The organism is Gordonia sihwensis NBRC 108236 (assembly GCF_000333035.1).
GTDB classification, from domain to species: domain Bacteria; phylum Actinomycetota; class Actinomycetes; order Mycobacteriales; family Mycobacteriaceae; genus Gordonia; species Gordonia sihwensis.
Genome location: NZ_BANU01000024.1, coordinates 26,583 through 46,446, shown reverse-complemented (window position 1 = coordinate 46,446; position 19,864 = coordinate 26,583). Strand labels below are relative to the sequence as shown.

At 67.5% G+C, this 19,864-nt stretch carries 21 protein-coding genes; 8 read left to right on the top strand and 13 right to left on the bottom strand.

The annotated features are described in order from the left end of the window. The 4 genes from GSI01S_RS14045 to GSI01S_RS20165 all read right to left on the bottom strand — a co-directional run. Positions 1-258: zf-HC2 domain-containing protein (locus GSI01S_RS14045; RefSeq protein ID WP_006897251.1), on the bottom strand; the 258-nt coding region annotated here is incomplete at its 3' end. 2 nt (positions 259-260) lie between these two features. Then, positions 261-809, bottom strand: a complete 549-nt coding sequence (locus GSI01S_RS14040) for a sigma-70 family RNA polymerase sigma factor (RefSeq protein ID WP_039867736.1) — start codon at positions 807-809, stop codon at positions 261-263. A gap of 61 nt (positions 810-870) precedes the next feature. Further along, complete coding sequence (locus GSI01S_RS14035; protein WP_039867731.1) at positions 871-1,119, bottom strand: hypothetical protein; 249 nt, start codon at positions 1,117-1,119, stop codon at positions 871-873. A 3-nt stretch (positions 1,120-1,122) separates the two neighbouring features. Next, positions 1,123-1,275 (bottom strand): hypothetical protein, encoded by a 153-nt coding sequence (locus tag GSI01S_RS20165; RefSeq protein WP_156479425.1) that lies wholly within the window; start codon positions 1,273-1,275, stop codon positions 1,123-1,125. Positions 1,276-1,355: 80 nt separating this feature from the next. On the opposite strand from GSI01S_RS20165, the gene GSI01S_RS14030 reads away from it, so the two are divergent. Further along, a complete protein-coding gene (locus tag GSI01S_RS14030; RefSeq protein ID WP_006897248.1) occupies positions 1,356-2,615 on the top strand; it encodes a SatS C-terminal domain-containing protein in 1,260 nt (419 codons plus the stop codon). Positions 2,616-2,833: 218 nt separating this feature from the next. Here the strand turns inward: GSI01S_RS14030 and GSI01S_RS14025 are convergent, their stop codons facing one another. The 4 genes from GSI01S_RS14025 to GSI01S_RS14010 are packed head-to-tail and all read right to left on the bottom strand — an operon-like array spanning position 2,834 to position 6,795. Continuing rightward, a complete protein-coding gene (locus tag GSI01S_RS14025; protein ID WP_006897247.1) occupies positions 2,834-3,955 on the bottom strand; it encodes an adenosine deaminase in 1,122 nt (373 codons plus the stop codon). Between the two features lie 51 nt (positions 3,956-4,006). Then, positions 4,007-5,020, bottom strand: coding sequence for an LLM class F420-dependent oxidoreductase (locus GSI01S_RS14020; RefSeq protein WP_006897246.1), 1,014 nt, complete (start codon positions 5,018-5,020; stop codon positions 4,007-4,009). A 42-nt stretch (positions 5,021-5,062) separates the two neighbouring features. Further along, positions 5,063-6,373 carry a thymidine phosphorylase gene (locus tag GSI01S_RS14015; protein WP_006897245.1) on the bottom strand — a complete coding sequence of 437 codons (1,311 nt, stop codon included), beginning with the start codon at positions 6,371-6,373 and terminating at the stop codon, positions 5,063-5,065. Beyond that, positions 6,370-6,795 carry a cytidine deaminase gene (locus GSI01S_RS14010; RefSeq protein WP_006897244.1) on the bottom strand — a complete coding sequence of 142 codons (426 nt, stop codon included), beginning with the start codon at positions 6,793-6,795 and terminating at the stop codon, positions 6,370-6,372. The genes GSI01S_RS14015 and GSI01S_RS14010 overlap by 4 nt, the downstream gene beginning before the upstream one ends. A gap of 195 nt (positions 6,796-6,990) precedes the next feature. Here GSI01S_RS14010 and sdhC point away from each other — a divergent pair, with 195 nt between their 5' ends. The 5 genes from sdhC (at position 6,991) to GSI01S_RS13985 (ending at position 11,994) form a co-directional block, all read left to right on the top strand. Beyond that, positions 6,991-7,398, top strand: a complete 408-nt coding sequence (gene sdhC / locus GSI01S_RS14005; RefSeq protein WP_006897243.1) for a succinate dehydrogenase, cytochrome b556 subunit — start codon at positions 6,991-6,993, stop codon at positions 7,396-7,398. A 15-nt stretch (positions 7,399-7,413) separates the two neighbouring features. After that, positions 7,414-7,845, top strand: coding sequence for a succinate dehydrogenase hydrophobic membrane anchor subunit (locus GSI01S_RS14000; RefSeq protein WP_006897242.1), 432 nt, complete (start codon positions 7,414-7,416; stop codon positions 7,843-7,845). Between the two features lie 16 nt (positions 7,846-7,861). Continuing rightward, positions 7,862-9,616 carry a succinate dehydrogenase flavoprotein subunit gene (gene sdhA / locus GSI01S_RS13995; protein ID WP_006897241.1) on the top strand — a complete coding sequence of 585 codons (1,755 nt, stop codon included), beginning with the start codon at positions 7,862-7,864 and terminating at the stop codon, positions 9,614-9,616. Next, positions 9,616-10,401 carry a succinate dehydrogenase iron-sulfur subunit gene (locus GSI01S_RS13990; RefSeq protein WP_006897240.1) on the top strand — a complete coding sequence of 262 codons (786 nt, stop codon included), beginning with the start codon at positions 9,616-9,618 and terminating at the stop codon, positions 10,399-10,401. Before sdhA ends, GSI01S_RS13990 begins: the two co-directional genes overlap by 1 nt. Positions 10,402-10,743: 342 nt before the next feature. After that, the gene (locus tag GSI01S_RS13985) at positions 10,744-11,994 is read left to right on the top strand and encodes a D-alanyl-D-alanine carboxypeptidase family protein (RefSeq protein ID WP_006897239.1); all 1,251 of its coding nucleotides are present in this window, start codon (positions 10,744-10,746) and stop codon (positions 11,992-11,994) included. 1 nt (position 11,995) lies between these two features. Here the strand turns inward: GSI01S_RS13985 and GSI01S_RS13980 are convergent, their stop codons facing one another. Continuing rightward, entirely contained in the window at positions 11,996-13,057 is a 1,062-nt protein-coding gene (locus GSI01S_RS13980) for a YhjD/YihY/BrkB family envelope integrity protein (protein ID WP_006897238.1), read from the bottom strand. A gap of 62 nt (positions 13,058-13,119) precedes the next feature. After that, positions 13,120-14,151 carry a tryptophan--tRNA ligase gene (gene trpS / locus GSI01S_RS13975; RefSeq protein WP_006897237.1) on the bottom strand — a complete coding sequence of 344 codons (1,032 nt, stop codon included), beginning with the start codon at positions 14,149-14,151 and terminating at the stop codon, positions 13,120-13,122. A gap of 223 nt (positions 14,152-14,374) precedes the next feature. On the opposite strand from trpS, the gene GSI01S_RS13970 reads away from it, so the two are divergent. Together GSI01S_RS13970 and GSI01S_RS13965 are read left to right on the top strand one after the other, a co-directional pair. Next, the gene (locus GSI01S_RS13970) at positions 14,375-15,151 is read left to right on the top strand and encodes a hypothetical protein (RefSeq protein ID WP_006897236.1); all 777 of its coding nucleotides are present in this window, start codon (positions 14,375-14,377) and stop codon (positions 15,149-15,151) included. Positions 15,152-15,366: 215 nt separating this feature from the next. Next, positions 15,367-16,074: a hypothetical protein gene (locus tag GSI01S_RS13965; protein WP_006897235.1), complete on the top strand. Its 708-nt coding sequence runs from the start codon at positions 15,367-15,369 to the stop codon at positions 16,072-16,074. Between the two features lie 28 nt (positions 16,075-16,102). Here GSI01S_RS13965 and GSI01S_RS13960 read toward each other — a convergent pair whose 3' ends face one another. The 3 genes from GSI01S_RS13960 to GSI01S_RS13950 form a co-directional block, all read right to left on the bottom strand. Further along, entirely contained in the window at positions 16,103-16,945 is an 843-nt protein-coding gene (locus tag GSI01S_RS13960; protein ID WP_006897234.1) for an exodeoxyribonuclease III, read from the bottom strand. A gap of 9 nt (positions 16,946-16,954) precedes the next feature. Continuing rightward, complete coding sequence (locus GSI01S_RS13955; RefSeq protein ID WP_231650279.1) at positions 16,955-18,214, bottom strand: MFS transporter; 1,260 nt, start codon at positions 18,212-18,214, stop codon at positions 16,955-16,957. 93 nt (positions 18,215-18,307) lie between these two features. Continuing rightward, the gene (locus GSI01S_RS13950; protein ID WP_006897232.1) at positions 18,308-19,525 is read right to left on the bottom strand and encodes an NADP-dependent isocitrate dehydrogenase; all 1,218 of its coding nucleotides are present in this window, start codon (positions 19,523-19,525) and stop codon (positions 18,308-18,310) included. Positions 19,526-19,864 lie beyond the last annotated feature (339 nt).

The window sequence follows — 19,864 nt, the reverse complement described above, 5'->3', positions numbered from 1 at the left end:
GGCGGACGGCGCGGCGGACGCCTCACCGTCCACGGCGCGCATGAGCGCGGCCCGCACCGGCGGCGGTACCGGGTCCGCGTCGGTGCTCAGATCTGCCGCGGTCTCCTGCCAGGCGGCCCATGCGGCCGCACATTCGGGGCACGTCTGCAGATGCGCCTCCACCCGGCGCCTGTCGAGTTCGTCGAGCGCGTCGAGCGCGTGCAGGGGCAGCAGATCACGCGGGTGGTCGCGGGTGCTTCCCGATCGTGGATCGCTCATGGTCACCGTCCTCCCATGCAGGTCCGGAGCCGTTGCAGCCCGTCACGGATACGTGTCTTGACCGTGGCCGGACTCAGCGCGAGGGCCGCCGCGACCTCCGAGTACGTCAGTCCGCCGAAGTAGGCGCGGTCGATCGCCTCGCGCTGTTTGACGGTCAGCGTGTCCAGGCAGGCCCGCACCCGGATCCGTTCGTCACGCGCCACCACGTCGTCGCTGACCGAGTCGAAGTCCGGGACGCGCGCGGCCTCGAACCGCTCGTCACGCCGGTGTTCGGCCACGTCGTGGCGCACGGTGTCGACGGCGCGGCGGTGGACGAGCGTGGTGATCCAGGCCCGCGCGCTGCCGCGGCCGCGGTCGTAGGCGCCTGCGGTGCGCCATACCTGCAGCCACGCGTCCTGCAGCACCTCCTCGCCGCGGGCGCTGCTGCCGACCACGCGTCGAGCCAGCGCCAACGTGCGCGGGCCGAGTTCGTCGAAGAGTACGTCGAAGGCGTCGCGGTCGCCTTCGCCGACCGCTTCGAGGAGGTCGTCGAACGACACCGTGCCGGTCACGACAGACTGATTCGTGTGGTCCACACCAACCATTCGACACCCGATGCGTCACGGATTGGTGTCACTGCCGATTTCGATCGAAACCAATACTCGGCCGTCTCGGCGACGAATCATCAGCGAGGGCGGCCGAGCCGGCCACCCCGTCGACGAAAGGAACTCCGATGATCTCCACCTCCACCCGTCGCACCGCCGTGGTCACGCTCGCGGGCGCCGCCGCCCTGGTCGCAGTGCTCTCGGCGTGCGGCGACGACAACGACAAGACTCCGACCACCCCGTCGACCATGTCCTCGCAGATGTCCCCCGCACCCATGTCTCAGACCCCGATGTCCCCGCCGATGTCCCAGACGCCCATGTCACCGCCGATGTCCTCGCAGATGGCACCCATGTCGCCGACGATGGCGCCGCCGGCCACCAGCGAGATGATGACTCCGCCGGGTGCGATGACGGACGAGAACGGTCCAGCCATGACCGGCCACTGACCCGAATTCACGACGTCGACCGGCCCCGTGCAGCACGCGAACGAGTTCTTGATTAGGCTCAGTGACCATGGCCGGTGACATCGTTCCCATCGAACTCGGACTGACCGAAGGCAACCTCTTCACACTGTGGGCTCCGCGGTGGCGCGAGGGCGATGACGAGTGGGAAGCGTTCCTGGGTCTGGAAGACGACCTGTACGCGTTGCCCGGCGTCGCCGAACTCGTCGCCTTCGTGCGCACAGACGACGACAACGACCTCGTCGATCACCCCGCGTGGGAGACGATCAAGAAGGTGCAGGCGGCCGAGCTGGTCCCCGACGACCGGCACAGCTACGACCTCATCGGCGTCCCCGAGCTGGCCGCCGAGGACCCGCGACCGGAGGTCCTCGGCGAGCTCGAGGACGCGCTGGAGATCGTCCGCATCATCGGCGAGGTCTGCGAACTGGCCCCGGTCACCAAGTTCTTCACGGGCAACCCGATCCTGGGCGCCGTCACGGTCGGCACCAACAACTTCGAGGGCCGCGACGGCGTCGACCTCTGGGTCCGCATCGGGCGTCTCATCGCCAAGCACTGGGACGATGTGATCGACGCTCTCGATGCGGTCATCACCGTGCCGAAGGTCGACGCCGACGCGGTGACGATCGCCGAGGACGAGTTGGCCGCGGCGGCCTCCGCCGAGGACGAGGACGAGCCCGACTTCGATGCCGAAGAAGTGGTCCTCGACGACGCCGACGACGATGACGAGCAGGACGACGACGAGGAAGACGAGATCGACGAGGACGATTTCTGGGCCGGCGTCGGGATCGATCCCATCCGCATCTACACCGACGCCGGCGAGTTCCTGACCCTGCGCTGCTACCTCGGCGACGATCCGGTGTTCCTGGGCCGTAAGGGCACCATCTACGGTTTCGGATCGCAACGGGCGCTCACTCGCTTCCTGGCCGACAACGACGACCACGATCTGGCGAAGCTGTCGACCTTCAATGACGTGCAGGCCGCCGCCGACACCAACGAGATCGAGTACGACGTCCTCCCCGAGAACGTCTACGCGCTCCAGGGCATCGGCGAGGACATCCTGGACGGCCCGCGCCGGATCGACAGCCGCCAGCTCGATCTGGCCGTCGAACTGCTCACCGACGCCGCCGACTACGCGGGCATCGACACGGTCAACGAGGCGCTGGCCACCACCACGCCGCTCGGCTGGTTCGTCGACTACGCCATCAATCCCGACCCGAAGCGGCTCGCCCCGTCGGGCCCGTTCGACAACGAGGCCGAGGTGTGGCGCGCGCTGGTCCACGACTTCGAGGACCGCCTGGTACGGCGGGGTTAGCCGCCGCCCCGCCCCACGGCCAGTAACGCGAGCACGCCTCTACGCCCGCCTAGGCCAGTTGAGCGAGCCTCCCTCCTAGGCCAGTTGAGCGAGCCTCCCTCCTAGGCCAGTTGAGCGAGCCTCCCTCCTAGCCTCCTAGGCCAGTTGAGCGAGCCTCCCCTCCTAATAGGCCAGTTGAGCGAGCGAAGCGAGTCGAAACCCACCCCACCCCACCCCGCTCAGCCCATCAGCACCTCGAACCCGGGCTTGATCACGTCGTCGATCAGGCGCAGACGCTGGTCGAACGGGAGGAACGCCGACTTCATCGCGTTGACGGTGAACCGCTCGAAATCGGCCCACCCGTAGCCGAACTGACGATGCAGGACCATGAACTCACGGCTCATGGACGTGTTGCTCATGAGGCGGTTGTCGGTGTTCACCGTCACCCGGAACCGCAGTTTCGCGAGGATGTTGAAAGGGTGATCCGTCAGCGACGCGACGGCACCGGTCTGCACATTGCTGCTCGGGCACAGTTCCAGCGGAATCCGCTTGTCGCGGACGTAGTCGGCGACTTGGCCCAGCTTCGCGCCGTCGAAGGATGAGTCGGTCGGCCGGGAGCCGGGCGGGAGCACCACGTCGTCCATCACCCGCACCCCGTGGCCGAGCCGGTCGGTGCCGCAGAACGCGACCGCCTCGTGGATCGACGGTAGCCCGAACGCCTCGCCGGCGTGGATGGTGAAGTGCGAGCACTCGCCGCGCAGGTACTCGAAGGCGTCGAGATGTCGGCTCGGCGGATTCCCGGCCTCGGCGCCCGCGATGTCGAACCCGACCACACCGCGGCCACGGAAGCGGACCGCGAGTTCGGCGATCTCGCGAGAACGCGCCGCGTGCCGCATCGCCGTCACGAGGCATCGGACGATGATCGGCTGGCCTCCTCCCGACGACGCCGCGGCCTCCCCCGCCGCGAAGCCGCGCAGCACCGCCTCCACCACTTCGTCGAGGGACAGTCCCTGCTCCAGATGGAGCTCGGGAGCGAACCGCACTTCGGCGTACACCACACCGTCGGCGTGCAGATCCTCCACGCATTCGCGGGCCACCCGCTCGAGGGCGTCGGCGGTCTGCATCACGGCGACGGTGTGCGCGAACGTCTCCAGGTAGCGCTCCAGCGATCCGCTGTCAGCGGCGGTGGCGAACCACTCCGCCAGCTCGTCGGCGTCATCGGCGGGCAAGCGGTCGTAGCCGCCCCTGCGAGCGAGGTCGACGACGGTGGCCGGGCGCAGTCCCCCGTCCAGGTGATCGTGCAGCAGCACCTTCGGCGCCAACCGGCATTCTTCGACGGTGATCGTGGCGGAAGTGACCATGGCCTCGACGGTAGCGCCGATCCGGCGGCCGCGCGCGATGAGCGCGACCGCTCAGTTCAGCAGCGCCGTCAGCATCGCCCCGGCCTCAGCCACCTTCCCGGGCAGATGCCCGTTCGGGACCATGTTGATCACCAGCCCGTCGATCCCCTGGTCGAGTACCCGCCGCTGCAACTGGTCGGCGACGTCGTCCGGAGTACCGATGAACATCCGGTCGGTGGCGCGCGCGTAGGTCTCGTCGTCGATCACTTCCGGGTCCACGCCGGTCTTGCGGAGGTAGTCGTGCGCCAGGCTCCGGGCACGGTCGCCGTCCGCGTCCATGATCACGAAGCTCAGGAAGCTGGTCTCCAGGGTGTCGCGATCGCGTCCGGCCTCCTCGCACCGTGCCGCGAGCGCGTCCATCTTGCGCGGCAGTTCGGAGGCGTTGCAGATGACGTTGAGGTGGTCGGCGTAGCGCGCGGCCAGACCGAAGGTCTTCTTCTCCCCGCCGCCGCCGAGCATGATCGGCAGGTCGTCGCGCAACCGAGGCTGGTTGAGCGTGTCGTGCGCCGAGTACCACTTGCCGGTCAGCTCCGGCCGCCCGCCGCGCAGCATCGGCGAGAGGATCTCGAGCGATTCCGACAGCCGCTCGAACCGATCGGTGAAGGTCCCGAATTCAAAACCCATCTGATCGTGCTCGAGCTGGAACCAACCCGCGCCGATCGCGCACACCGCCCGGCCGCCGCTGACCACGTCGAGGGTGGTGACGGTCTTGGCCAGCATCGCCGGATTGCGATATGTGTTGCCCGTGACGAGCGCCGACAGCTTGATCTCGGATGTCGCACCCGACAGCGCACCGAGCGTGGTGTACGCCTCCAGCATCGGCTCGCTCGGCGCGCCCAGTCCCGGCAGTTGGTAGAAGTGATCCATCACGAAGACGGTGTCGAAGCCGGAGCGCTCGGCCTCCCGCGCCTGCGCCGCAACGGTCGGGAAGATGTCCGCGACCGGTCCGGCGTTCTCCGGCTCGAGCGGGTCGGGGTAGGTGAAGTTGGGAATCTGGTATCCGATGCGAATCCGCTTGTCGACCATGCGATCCAACGTAGCGCCGAAAGCCAGTCGCCGCTCGTCGATTCACCCGGCGGCCGGGACCCGGTCGAGAATGCGTGAAGCGGGCCGGGACACGGGCTCGACGCGCACATCGACCCCGCCGTCGAGGGCGGCCAGCGCACCCTCGATGCGTGTCTCGTCGTCGGTGTGAAGGGTGAGCAGCGGCTGCCCGCGGCGCACCTGGTCGCCGATGGCGGCGTGCCACACGACGCCGGCGGTCGCCGACACGGCCTGACCGGGCCTGCTGCGCCCGGCACCGAGCAGCCAGGCCGCCTGCCCCACGGCCAGCGCGTCGAGCCTCGCCAATCGGCCGTCGCGGTCGGCGATCACCTCGTGGGTGCAGCGCGGCGCGGGCAACGGGGCATCCGGATCTCCGCCCTGCGCCTCGATCATCGAGCGCCAGGTGTCCATCGCCTTGCCGTTCGCGAGGTTGCGGAGCGGATCCACGTCGTGCATCCCGGAGGCGTCGAGCATCTCCGACGCCAGCGCCGCCGTCAGTTCCACCACGTCCGCGGGACCGCCGCCGGCCAGCACTTCCAGGGACTCGGCGACTTCGACGGCGTTGCCCGCGGTGCGGCCCAGCGGCGTCGCCATGTCGGTCAGGAGGGCGCTGGTACGCACGCCCGCGTCCGCACCGAGCGCCACCATCGTCTCGGCGAGCTCCCGCGCGTCGGCCATGTCCTTCATGAACGCGCCGGAGCCCACCTTGACGTCGAGCACCAGCGACTGCGTGCCCTCCGCGATCTTCTTGCTCATGATGCTGCTGGCGATCAGCGGGATCGACGCGACGGTCCCGGTCACGTCGCGCAGTGCGTACAGCTTGCGGTCGGCGGGCGCGAGGTCGGCGGTCGCCGCGCAGATCACCGCACCGACCCTGCCCAGTTGACTGCGCATCGCGTCCACGGACACCTCGGCCCGCCATCCCGGTATGCACTCGAGCTTGTCGAGGGTGCCGCCGGTGTGACCGAGCCCGCGGCCGGACAACTGCGGCACCGCGACTCCGTACGACGCGACCAGCGGCGTGAGCGGCAGCGTGATCTTGTCGCCCACGCCGCCGGTGGAGTGCTTGTCGACGGTCGGCACCCGCCGGCCGCCGCGCCGCAGGTCCGAGAAGTCCATCGTGATGCCGGAGTCGATCATCGCGGCGGTCCAGTCTCCGATCTCGCGACGGGTCATCCCGCGCAGGACGATCGCCATCAGCAGCGCCGACATCTGCTCCGGAGCCACGTCGCCCGCGGTGAATCCGGCGATCATCCCGCGGATCTGCTCACCGGTCAGTTCGCGGCCGTCCTTCTTGGCCAGGATCGCGTCGACCGGCTCGAGCGATGCGGTCACCGGATCGCCTCCAGGTGGCCCGGGCCGAAGGCGTCCGGCAGCAGTTCCCGCAGCGGCCGAGGCCCCGCGGCCGAGTCGACGAGAAGCTCCTCGCCGCCGAACTCCAGGAGCACCTGTCGGCAGCGGCCGCACGGGGTCAGCACGCTGCCGCGCGCGTCACAGACGCTCACCGCTATCAGTCGTTCGCGCGAGGCGCGATCGGCGTCCATACGACCGAGAGAAATGCCCGCCGCGACCATCGACACCTCGGCGCAGAGCCCTAAGCCGTATGAGACATTCTCCACATTGCTTCCGGTGATGATCTGGCCGCTGAGTGTGATTCCCGCCGCACCGACCGCAAAGCCGGAGTAGGGGGCGTATGCCCTGGTCATCGCCGTCGACGCCGCGTTTCGCAATGAATCGAAGTCGATTCCCGCAGTCAATTGATCCCCTCTCCACACAAATCACCGTAGGTAAGGCACACCTAATTAAATCGGTGGACCTTGGTCACATTGCTCCGGCAATTTACGACAACACTCAGCTTAGGTTTAAAGTCAGGAGCATTGGGTCTTGCAGCGACCTACGCGTGCGCTTGCGGTCCCACCCCAAGTCCACGACAACGGAGGCGTAGTTTCGCGATGAGCACCCCCACAGAGGTTGCACCGGCACCGGTGCGCAAGCGCTCTCTCTACAGAGGTGACCCAGGCATGTGGTCGTGGGTGTTGCACCGCATCACCGGCGTGTCCATCTTCTTCTTCCTCTTCGTGCACGTGCTCGACACCGCCGTCATCCGGGTCAACGAGAACACGTACACCGAGATCATCGACACCTACAAGACACCGATCATCGGCCTCATGGAGATCGGTCTCGTCTTCTGCGTGCTCTACCACGCCCTCAACGGTCTGCGCGTCATCCTCGTCGACTTCTGGTCGAAGGGCGCCAAGTACCAGCGCCAGATGCTGTGGGCCATCCTCACCGTCTTCGCGATCGTGTTCATCGCGGCTGCCGTGCGCATGCTGCAGATCCTGATCACGCACGCGCTTTAAGGGAGCTGAGAAACAATGACTGAAGCAAAGACCCTCGGCACCGCCTACGACCGCCCCGCCAGCCTGGACGCGCCGGGTGCCCCGCGCATCCGCAGCCGCGGCAACTTCGAGAAGAACGCGTGGCTGTTCATGCGTTTCTCGGGCCTGGCCCTCATCGTCCTGACGTTCGGCCACATGTTCATCATGCTCATGTGGGACAGCGGCGTGCACCGCATCGACGCGTCGTTCGTCGCAGACCGCTGGAAGTCGCCGTTCTGGCAGGTCTGGGATCTTTTCATGCTCTGGCTCGCGCAGCTGCACGGCGGCAACGGCGTCCGCACGGTGATCGCCGACTACTCGCGCAAGGACTCCACCCGCTTCTGGCTGAACACCTTGCTCGCCCTGTCGATGATCCTGATCCTCGTGCTGGGCACCTACGCGATCCTCACCTTCGGCAGCGCCAGCTAAGGAGAACTAGAAACCCATGCAGGAACACCGCTATGACGTGGTCATCGTCGGCGCCGGCGGCGCCGGTATGCGCGCTGCCATCGAGGCCGCACCGCGGGCCCGCACCGCAGTCCTGACCAAGCTCTACCCCACCCGCTCGCACACCGGCGCGGCACAGGGCGGCATGTGCGCCGCTCTGGCCAACGTCGAAGAGGACAACTGGGAGTGGCACACCTTCGACACGGTCAAGGGCGGCGACTACATCGTCGACCAGGACGCCGCTGAGATCATGGCCAAGGAGGCCATCGACGCGGTGCTCGACCTGGAGAAGATGGGTCTGCCGTTCAACCGCACCCCCGAGGGCCGCATCGACCAGCGCCGCTTCGGCGGTCACACCCGCGACCACGGCAAGGCGCCGGTCCGCCGCGCCTGCTACGCCGCGGACCGCACCGGTCACATGATCCTTCAGACCCTGTACCAGAACTGCGTCAAGCACGACGTCGAGTTCTTCAACGAGTTCTACGCTCTGGACGTCAACATGACGACCGACGAGAACGGCGAGCCCGTCGCCAACGGTGTCGTCGCGTACGAGTTGGCCACCGGCGAGATCCACGTCTTCCACGCCAAGTCGATCGTCTTCGCCACCGGCGGTTCGGGTCGCATGTACAAGACCACGTCCAATGCGCACACGCTCACCGGCGACGGCATGGGCATCATCTTCCGCAAGGGCCTGCCGCTGGAGGACATGGAGTTCCACCAGTTCCATCCGACGGGTCTGGCCGGTCTGGGCATCCTGATCTCCGAGGCGGTCCGAGGCGAGGGCGGCATCCTCCGCAACGCCGACGGCGAACGCTTCATGGAGCGGTACGCACCCACGATCAAGGACCTCGCCCCGCGTGACATCGTCGCCCGGTCGATGGTGCTCGAGGTGCTCGAAGGCCGCGGCGCCGGACCCAACAAGGACTACGTCTACATCGACGTGCGTCACCTGGGCGAGGACGTGCTCAACGAGAAGCTCCCGGACATCACCGAGTTCTCGCGCACCTACCTGGGCGTGGACCCGGTCACCGAGTTGGTCCCGGTGTACCCCACCTGCCACTACGTGATGGGCGGCATCCCGACCAACGTCCGCGGCCAGGTGCTCGCGAACAACGAGCAGATCGTTCACGGTCTGTTCGCCGCCGGCGAGTGCGCCTGCGTGTCGGTCCACGGCGCGAACCGCCTGGGCACCAACTCGCTCCTCGACATCAACGTCTTCGGTCGCCGCGCCGGAATCGCCGCTGCCGAGTACGCCAACTCCACCGACTTCACCGAGCAGGTGGAGAACCCGACGGCGATGGTCGACGGCTGGCTCGCCGGCCTGCTGTCCGAGCACGGCAACGAGCGCGTGGCCGACATCCGCACCGAACTGCAGCAGACCATGGACAACAACGCGTCCGTGTTCCGCACCGACGAGACCCTGAACAAGGCGCTCGCCGATGTCCGCGCACTCAAGGAGCGGTACAACCACATCCGCGTCCACGACAAGGGCAAGCGCTTCAACAGCGATCTGCTCGAGGCCGTCGAGCTGGGCTTCCTGCTCGAACTGGCCGAGGTCACCGTCGCCGGTGCGCTCAACCGCAAGGAGTCGCGCGGCGGTCACGCCCGCGAGGACTTCCCGAAGCGCGACGACGAGAACTACCTGGTGCACACCATGGCGTACAAGAAGGGCGACGGCCTGCTCGCCGACATCGAGCTCGACTACAAGCCCGTCGTTCAGACCCGCTACGAGCCGATGGAGCGTAAGTACTGATGACTGCCACACTCGAATCCACCCCGGCGACCAATGAGCCCCCGCTGCCTCCGGTTCCGGCCGAGGCGACGATGGTCACGCTGAAGATCTACCGGTTCAACCCGGAGAACCCGGACGCCCAGGGCTTCGAGAGCTTCCGTGTCCCGGCGCTGCCGACCGACCGCCTGCTCAACCTGCTCCTGTACGTCAAGGGTTACCTGGACGGCTCGCTGACCTTCCGCCGCAGCTGCGCCCACGGCGTCTGCGGTTCGGACGCGATGCGGATCAACGGCGTCAACCGGCTGGCCTGCAAGCTCCTCATGAAGGATCTGCTGCCGAAGGACTCGTCCAAGGAGATCACCATCACCATCGAGCCCATCAAGGGCCTCCCGGTGGAGAAGGACCTCGTGGTCGACATGGAGCCGTTCTTCGACGCGTACCGCGCCATCAAGCCGTTCCTGATCACCTCGGGCAACGAGCCGACGTACGAGCGGATCCAGAGCCAGGCCGACCGCGCCCGGTTCGACGACACCACCAAGTGCATCCTGTGTGCGTGCTGCACCACGAGCTGCCCGGTGTTCTGGAACGAGGGATCGTACTTCGGACCGGCCGCGATCGTGAACGCTCACCGGTTCATCTTCGACAGCCGTGACGAGGGCGCCGCCGAGCGTCTCGACATCCTCAACGACGTCGACGGTGTGTGGCGCTGCCGCACCACCTTCAACTGCACCGACGCATGCCCCCGCGGCATCCAGGTGACGCAGGCGATCCAGGAAGTCAAGCGCGCCCTGATGTTCGCCCGCTAGAAGCAGACCTTTCTCTGCAGCCCCGACGAGGCCCCCGGTTACTTCCGGGGGCCTCGTCGTCTGCGCCGCGGGCAGCGCTTGTTTCGACTCGCTTCGCTCGCTCAACTGGCCTGGGTGGCGTTTGTTTCGACTCGCTTCGCTCGCTCAACTGGCCTGGAGTTCGCTCGCTCAACTGGCCTGGAGAAGGCCTGGGACTGTCGAACGCTCCCCCAGGCTGGTTGAGCGAGCGAAGCGAGTCGAAACCACCCGCACCCGGACGCCGAGCGGAGCGAGTCGAAACCACCCGCACCCGGACGCCGAGCGCGGACCGCCCGACGACCGCCCTGTAGGGTGACGCTCGTCATGAGCATGTCCGTCTTGAAGCGCGCCGCGGCGACGGTCGCCGCGTTCGGCGTCGTCGCGGCGCTGTGCGCACCGCCCTCGTCGGCCGATCCGGCCGTGGCGGTCACTCCTCCGGTGCCGATGACCACCCCGAACACCGACGCATGCCCGCATCGCACCGATCCGCCGCCCGCGGTCGACGAATCCGAAGCGGTCGCTCCCGGCGTCCCCTCGCCCTCGCCGCTGCCGGTGCCCCAGCGGCCAGTCGGCGGTGACGCGCTCGGCGGATGCGGCGTAGTCGCCGACCCCGCGGCGGGCCCGCTGCCCGACCGTCTCAACTCCTCCGGCTGGCTGATCGCCGACCTCGACTCGGGTCGAGTGATCGCCGCGAAGGATCCGCACGGCCGGTACCGCCCGGCGTCGACCATCAAGGTCCTGCTCGCGCTCGTCGTCCTCGACGAACTCGACCTCGACTCGTCTGTGGAACCGACGCCCGCGGACTGGTCGATGGAGGGCGACTCCTGCGGGATGGGCCCGGGCGGCCGCTACACGGTGCGCGACCTGCTCACCGGCCTGCTGGTCGTCTCCGGCAACGACTGCGCCTCCGCGCTGGCCGGGCGTCTCGGCGGGCATGACGCGGCGCTGGCGAAGATGAACGCGAAGGCCGCCCACTTGGGCGCCGACGACACCCGTGCGGCCAGCCCGTCGGGCCTGGACGCACCGGGGATGTCGACCTCGCCGTTCGATCTGGCGGTGATCTTCCGAGAGGCGATGCGGAATCCGGTGTTCCGTCAGATCGTCGCACTGAGGACCTTCACCTTCCCCGGCTATCCGAAACGGCCGGACGTTCCCGGCGACGTCGACCATCCGGCATGGACGATGCACACGTCGAACACCCTGCTCCGCGACGGCTGGCCCGGCATGCTCGGCGGCAAGACCGGGTACACCGACGACGCCCTGAAGACCTTCGTCGGCGCCGCCGAGCGCGACGGCCGCAGGGTGATCGTGACTCAGATGTACGGGCTCAACGAAGCCGACAACATGTACTCGCAGCAGGCTGAGCGGATGTTCGACTACGGGTTCGCGGCCCCGCCCGACACCTCCGTCGGAACACTCGACGTCGCCGATCCGCCATCGGCCGCTGCCACGACCGCCGAGCCGGGCCACGACGATCCCTCGCCCGCCTCGGTCTGGACGGCAGGGCTCGTGGCCTTCGCCGCCGTGTGTCTCACCGCCGCGGCGGTCCTGTGGCGGAAGCGATCACGGCGCTGACTCAGCGGTCGTGACGGCCGAGCCAGCCGGCCAGCCCCGCCGCCGCGGCGCCTATCCCGGCCGCGGCGATCAGACGGCGCGCCTGCTTCTCCGGCTCCGCCTCATACACCGGCGCCAGGACCACGGGTTCGGCTTCCGGCTCCTCCGGGTGCTCGAGCTCGTCGACGATCAGGAACCGCTCGTTGTTCGGGTCGGCGGCGCTCCAGGCGGCCGCGTAGAGCACGATCCGGGAAGCGAGATAGGCGAAGACCATCACACCGATGATCGGCCCGAACGCGGTGCCCGCCGGGCTCCCCAACACCTTCTGCAGATACAGGCTGCTCACCGATTTCAGGATCTCGAACACGACCGCCGTGCCGAGGGCCGGCCACAGGATCGCACGTGCCGACACGGTGCAGCGCGGCATCCACGCGAGAACCACGATGAACAGCACCCAGGTGGCGGCCACCCCGACGATCACCGACGCCGCGCGCAGCAGGAAAGTCATGAGCCAGTTGTCGGGCAGACCCAGATAGTCGGTGATCTGCGAGCCCAGCGGCCCGGTGGACACGATGTTCAGTCCGATGGTGACGAGGAACAGCAGTCCCAGCGCCACGAACGTGCCGAGGTCGTACAGTTTGCCGAGAATCGCGTTGTTCTTGACGCGCCCGCCCCACATCTCCGTGAGACCGTTGCGCATCAACGTCATCCAGCCGATACCGGTCAGCGCCGCGGTCACCAGACCGATCACACCGACCGTGCGGCGCGAGGCGATGGCGGAGTCGATCACCGAGTTCAGCTGATCCCCGAGCTCGCCGGGCACGTGTTCGACGATCGCATCGGTGATATCGGTCAGCAGCGCGGGATTCCAGACCAGCACGAAGGCTGCGGTGGCGAACGACACCATCAGGATCGGGACGAGAGCCAGGATGCCGATGAAGCTGATCGCCGCGGCGTAGGCATTTCCGCGACGCTCGTTGTACCGGTCGAGCGTCGCGACGACGTGGCGCAGCAGGCCCCACCGGTCGATCGACGCGTCGTACAGCGCCTTCAGCCGGGCGATGATCTCCTTGATGCGGTCCATGCTCCCCTTCGTCTCGGCCACGTCACTCCCCGCGGCGTCGTCGCTCGGACCCTACCCGGTGATCAGCCGGGCAGCAGGAATCCGACCTTGTCGTAGACGGCGGCGACGGTGTCCGACGCGATCTCCCGAGCGCGTGCGGCTCCGTCGGCGAGGATGCCGTCCAGGTGAGCCCGATCGGCCAGGATCTCTTCGACGCGACCGCGCAACGGCGTGACGAACTCCGTGAGGATGTCGGCGGTATCGACTTTCAGCTCACCGTATCCCTTGCCCTCGTACGACGCGACGATTTCGTCCATCGCACGCCCGGTCAGCGCCGCTTGAATGGTGAGGAGGTTGGAGACGCCCGGTTTGTTCTCGCGGTCGAAGGCGACGACCCTGTCATTGTCGGTGACGGCCGAGCGGATCTTCTTGGCCGACCGCTTCGGTTCATCGAGCAGAGAGATCAGACCCGAGTCGGAGTCGGCCGATTTGCTCATCTTCGCCGTCGGGTTCTGGAGGTCGTAGATCTTGGCGAACTCTTCGACGATGTACGGCTTCGGCACCGTCAGCGTCTTGCCGTATCGCTTGTTGAAGCGCTGGGCGAGGTCGCGCGTCAGTTCCAGATGCTGCCGCTGGTCCTCGCCCACCGGAACACTGTCGACCTGGAAGGCGAGGATGTCGGCCGCCATCAGGATCGGATAGGTGAACAGGCCTACGCCGGCAGCATCGGTTCCCGACTTCGCCGACTTGTCCTTGAACTGCGTCATCCGGCTGGCCTCGCCGAACCCGGTGAGACACGACAGCACCCAGGTCAGCTGCGCGATCTCCGGAACGTGCGACTGCACGTAGATGGTCGCGCGCTTCGGGTCGACGCCGACCGCCAACAATTGTGCGACGCTGCGTCGGGTGCGCTCCCGCAGCACCTTCGGGTCCTGCGGAACCGTGATCGCATGCATGTCCGGGATGAAGTAGAAGGCCTCGTCGAACTCGTCCTGCAACTGCACCCACTGCCGTACCGCGCCGAGGTAGTTCCCGAGGTGGAACGAGTCGCTGGTCGGCTGGATTCCGGACAGGACGCGGCGGCGCGGTGCGGGCCGCGATACAGGCGATGTCATGACCTCAATTGTTTCAGACCCGGACAATCGAGTTTCCGACGGTCGCGGACCGGCTTCCGCGCCGGTCGATCGGCCGACGAAACACCGAAATCGTGTCGCCATATGTGACATGTCCGGTCATTGGATCGTCACGTGGTCACCACCACTGTTAGCTTCAGGCTTCAACCGGTCACCGCACCGGCCTCTCCCTCCTGGTCAATCCCTTCCGAACAACGGAGCCCCCATGAAGCTGTCCCTCGTCAAGCGCGGCGCGATCGTCGCTGCTGCCGCCGCCGTCGCGGGCGCCGGACTCACCGCTGCCCCGGCGGTCACCGGTGCCGTCGGCGGCGCCTCGGCCGCCACCTGCAAGTCGGAGTCGACCGAGACTGTCAGCGACGCCATCATTCCCAGCATCAAGTACATCTTCCAGAAGTCGGCACCCGCTGAGGTCGGCCAGGGTGCATCGATTACCTATTCGATCTCCGTCAGCACAACCGGCGCAGGTAACCCGTACGTGCAGGGCGTCTGGGACACCCCGCCGGCGGAACTACGTGATGTGAAGCCGACGGTCAAGGTCAAGGCGTTCACCCTGCTCGGCGGCATTCTCGGCGGCGGCGGTGCGTTCGACAAACTCATCCAGGAACGGGCCGTCGCACCCGGCGACGTCACCAAAGACAACGCCAGCTGGCGGATCAGCCACACCGGGTGGGCAATCTTCGCTGGTCAGGCATACACGGCGAGCTTCACTTACCAGCTCCCCAGCAGCGTTCGAGTCGGAAAGCAGCTCACCAGCGGCGGTGCCGCCGTGCGAGGAACGCCGGATTGGTCGATCGGTTCGAAGCAGATGCCGAACCTGACCGCCTGCACCACGGTGCGCGCACCCAACGCCGGCGAGGCGATCACCGGCAGCCTGGACTCGGCAGGCCTGGGCTCCTCGGAGGGTCAGCTCTCGAGCACCGGCTCGCTCACCGACATGATTCCGGCCATCATCGGCGGCGCCGTCGGCGGACAGGACGACTGACCTCCACCGACACCGACACCGACACATAGGCGACGGGTCCGCTCCATGGGAGCGGGCCCGTCGTCGGTTTCTCGACATGAGAGGGATGAAGTCCGACCTCGGATTCGTGCCATCGCCCGCGCCGCGAATCGGCTCCTCGGCTGCGTGCGTGCCAGGATCGCACCGAAGCGCCCTCGGCGCAGTCACTGATGATTCTCTCTGAACGGTGGTCCCGCATGAAGCGAATCCCCTTGTCCCGCACGACTTCTCTCGTCACCGCAGCCGCCCTGATCTGCGGTGGCCTCACCGCCGCCTCCGTCGGCGCGGCAGGTGGCGCCGACGCCGCGACCTGCTCGTCGGCCAGCCGCACCACCAAGAAGGCCACCCTAGCGACGCATAACTACTCCAAGTCGGTGACCCAGACCGCCGGTGCGCTCGCGAAGGTGACCTACACGATCGACGTCGGCACCTCCGGTGCCGGCAATCCGTACGTCAACTCGATCACCGACACCCCGCCCGCCGGATTCGGGAAGCCGACGGCGAAGGTGAGGGCGTACCACTTCCTCACCGGCCTCAAAGAAGAGGCGGTTCCGGTGACTGCGTCCGGTACCGGCTGGAAGGTCTCGAACACGGGCTGGTCGGTGACCTCGAGCCATCCCGTCACGGCGTCGTTCACCTACGACATGCCGCTGTCGAAGTTTCCCGGCTTCCCGGTCACCAGCGGCGGCATCGCCGTCACCGGAACTGTCGGGGTCGAAGGCGACTTCCCCGGTCTCACCGCGTGCTTCCTGACTCGCCCGATGTCTCCCGGCGAGGCGATCGGCAGCGTCAGCGGCGATCTGTCCAGTTCCGGGTCCACCCAGGACATCATCAGCGAGGTGGTGGCCGGACTGGTCGGCGGCGTGATCGGCGGCATCGGCAGCGGAAGCAAATCGGCCAGCTGACGGATGCGCCCCGGAGGCCGCGGACCGCTCAGCCGAATACCGCGGTCACCGGGGCGTGATCGGACCACCGAAGGTTGTACGCGCCGGCTCGATCAACCCACGTCCGTTGCGCTCGTGCAGCCAATGCCGGCGTCGCGAGGTGGTAGTCGATACGCCAGCCGGCGTCGTTGTCGAACGCCTTGCCCCGCCACGACCACCACGCGTACGGCCCAGCGACGTCGCCGTGATGCTCGCGCGCCACGTCCACCCAGCCGGCCTCCAGCAGCCCGGCGACCCATGCCCGCTCGTGCGGGAGGAAACCCGCGTTCTTGAGATTGCCCTTCCAGTTCTTGATGTCACGCTCGTCGGGCGCGATGTTCCAGTCGCCCGCCACCACCGCCAGTCCCCCGGTGCCGAGCAGTTTGTCGAGGTAGGGCCGGAACGCTTCGAGGAAGCGCCGCTTCTCCTCGTACTTCTCGATGTCCTTCTCCTGCTCGGTCGGCGCCGCCCCCGTCGGCAGATACAGGCTCGCCGCGGTCACCGTCTCACCGCCGAAGTCGAAGTCCGCCTCGATATAGCGTCCCGCCGTGTCGAACTCGTCGCTGCCGAAACCGACCCGCACCTGCGAGGGTGCGCGGCGAGACAGGATCCCGACGCCTGCGCGGCCCTTGACCGACGATTCCGTGTGCACGAAGTGCCACCCGGCATCCAGCGCGGGCTGCAGCGCCTTGCGAGCGATCGCGTCGCCTGCCCTCACCTCTTGCATCAGCACCACGTCGGGTGCGGCGTCCTCGAGCCACGGGAGCATGCCCGGATTGTCGTCCGAGCGCTGCTTCACAGCGGCACGGATCCCGTTGACGTTGATCGTGGTGATGGAGAACGGTGTGGTCACGGGACCACCCTAGCGACCGCTTCGGACATCGCCCACGGGCTCGTCTCCGACCGGAACCGCGACCTCCCGCTGCGGCATCTCCTCGCCGGACCGCCGCGCAGCCGCCACCGCCGCCGCGAGCACCAGCACGCCGCCCACCGCGAGGACCGCACCGACCAGTGACGGTGCCCGGTAACCGAGACCGTGGGCGATCACCAGCCCGCCGACCCATGCGCCGAGAGCGTTGGCGACGTTCAGCGCCGAATGGTTGAGCGCGGCCGCGATCGTCTGCGCATCGTGCGCGACGTCCATCAGTCGCGTCTGCAGCCCGGGGATGGCGGCCGATCCGGAACAGCCGACGAAGAAGGTCATGATCACGGCCGGCCACCCGGTGGACACCAGGAGCGCGAACAGCACCAGCGCCGACGCTGCGCTCGCCATGCCGATGGCGATGGCCTTGTCGCCCAGGCGGTCGGCGAGACGGCCGCCGAGGTAATTGCCGCTCACCATTCCCGCGCCGAACAGCATCAGCGCGATCGGCACCGCGGCCTCCGACAGTCCGCCCAGCGAGGTGAGCGCGGTGTTCAGATACGTGTAGAAGGCGAAGAAGCCGCCGAATCCCACCACGCCGACCAGCAGCGTCAGCCAGATCTGCCCGTGGCGGAGTCCGCCGAGTTCAGTGGCGGGATCGGTGGTGCGCATCGACCGCAGATCGGGCACCACGCGCCACAGCGCGAGCACCGTCACAGCACCGATCACCACGACGAGGGCGAGGGCGGCGCGCCACCCGAGCGCCTGGCCCAGCCAGGTGGCCGCCGGCACCCCGAGGACGTTGGCCACCGACAGTCCCATCATCACCTGCCCCACCGCCTGCGCACGGCGGCCGGGGCCGGCGAGGTGGGCGGCGACCAACGAGGCCACGCCGAAATACGCCCCGTGCGGCAGCCCGGCGACGAAGCGTGCGGCCATCAGCGTCGGATAGTTCTGCGCCACCAGACTCAGCGCATTGCCGAGAGTGAACGCCACCATGAGTGCGATCAACAGCGTCCGTCGCGACACCCGGGCCGCGAGCACCGCGATCAGCGGAGCGCCCACCACCACGCCCAGCGCATAGGCGGAGATCAGGTGCCCGGCGGTCGGCTCACTGACGCCGAGGCTCGACGCGATGTTCGGCAGCAGCCCCATCGCGACGAACTCGGTGGTTCCGATGCCGAACCCGCCGAGCGCGAGTGCTCCGACCACCCAGCCTACCCGCCGAGCCGGATGCTCGCCGTCGCACGATGCCGCCACGTCCTGAGTCTCGGTGTCCACCCGATGCGCAACACCCGCACACCGAGCGCCATTCCACAGACCGCGGTGACCTCCGACACCCGGAGGAGAGGACTACCGCAGCGCGGCCTGCAGATTGTCGTCGAGGGCGCCCAGGAACTCCTCGGTGGTGAGGTACGCCTGGTCGCCGCCGACCAGCAGTGCCAGGTCCTTGGTCATCTTCCCCGACTCGACGGTCTTGATGACGACGTCCTCGAGCTTCTCCGCGAACTCGCGCACCTCGGGGGTGTTGTCGAGCTTGCCGCGGTGGTCCAGACCACGCGTCCAGGCGAAGATCGACGCGATCGGATTGGTCGACGTCGGCTTGCCCTGCTGGTGCTGCCGGTAGTGCCGGGTCACGGTGCCGTGCGCGGCCTCGGCCTCACAGGTCTGGCCGTCGGGTGTCATCAGAACCGAGGTCATCAGTCCGAGCGAGCCGTAGCCCTGGGCCACGGTGTCCGACTGGACGTCGCCGTCGTAGTTCTTGCACGCCCAGACGTAGCCGCCCTCCCACTTGAGCGACGAGGCGACCATGTCGTCGATCAGCCGGTGCTCGTAGTGCAGCCCCGCGGCATCGAACTCGGCCTTGAACTCACGCTCGAAGACGTCGGCGAAGATGTCCTTGAACGCGCCGTCGTAGGCCTTGAGGATGGTGTTCTTGGTGGACAGGTACACCGGATAGTTGCGCTGCAGTCCGTAGTTGAACGACGCCCGCGCGAAGTCCTCGATCGACTTGTTGAAGTTGTACATGCCCATCACGACGCCACCCGACTCGGGGATTCGGACGATCTCGTGCTCGATCGGCTCGCTTCCGTCGTCGGGCGTGTAGGTGATGGTGACCGTGCCCGCCGAGGGCACCTTGAAGTCGGTGGCGCGGTACTGGTCGCCGAAGGCGTGACGCCCGACGACCACCGGCTTGGTCCAGCCGGGTACCAGCCGAGGCACGTTCGAGATCAGGATCGGAGCCCGGAAGATGGTGCCGCCGAGGATGTTCCGAATGGTGCCGTTAGGCGATCGCCACATCTTCTTGAGACCGAATTCCTCGACGCGGGCCTCGTCGGGGGTGATGGTGGCGCACTTGACGCCGACACCGTGCTTCTGAATCGCGTGCGCGGCGTCCACGGTGACCTGATCGTCGGTCGCGTCGCGGTTCTCGATCCCGAGGTCGTAGTAGTCCAGATCGATGTCGAGGTAGGGGTGGATCAGCTTCTCTTTGATGAACTGCCAGATGATTCGCGTCATCTCGTCGCCGTCGAGTTCGACGACGGTGCCCTCGACCTTGATCTTGCCCATATGGCTCTGTGCCCTCCTCAGCAGTAGACCGCCGGCCACTCGTCCTCAAACGTAATACGGACGGTCGTTCGGCGCGGCGGGCTCCAAACAGAACGCGCGTACTGTTTTATCCAGCATATCCCATGAGCAGCTCAGCGACCGAGCGATCGTGCAAGCACCGCCGTGCCACCGCAGATCCGCGCCGAATGCCCTGTGCGGCAGCAGTTCTCCTTGTACACAGCGCCGACGCGCCGAGACCGACCGCTCGCACCGGTCGCCGCTTTTGCGCGGTCCTACCACATCGCCCACCGAGTCGACAGATTTACGACCAGGGGCGGTGAAGCCGTTTCAACAGCCGCA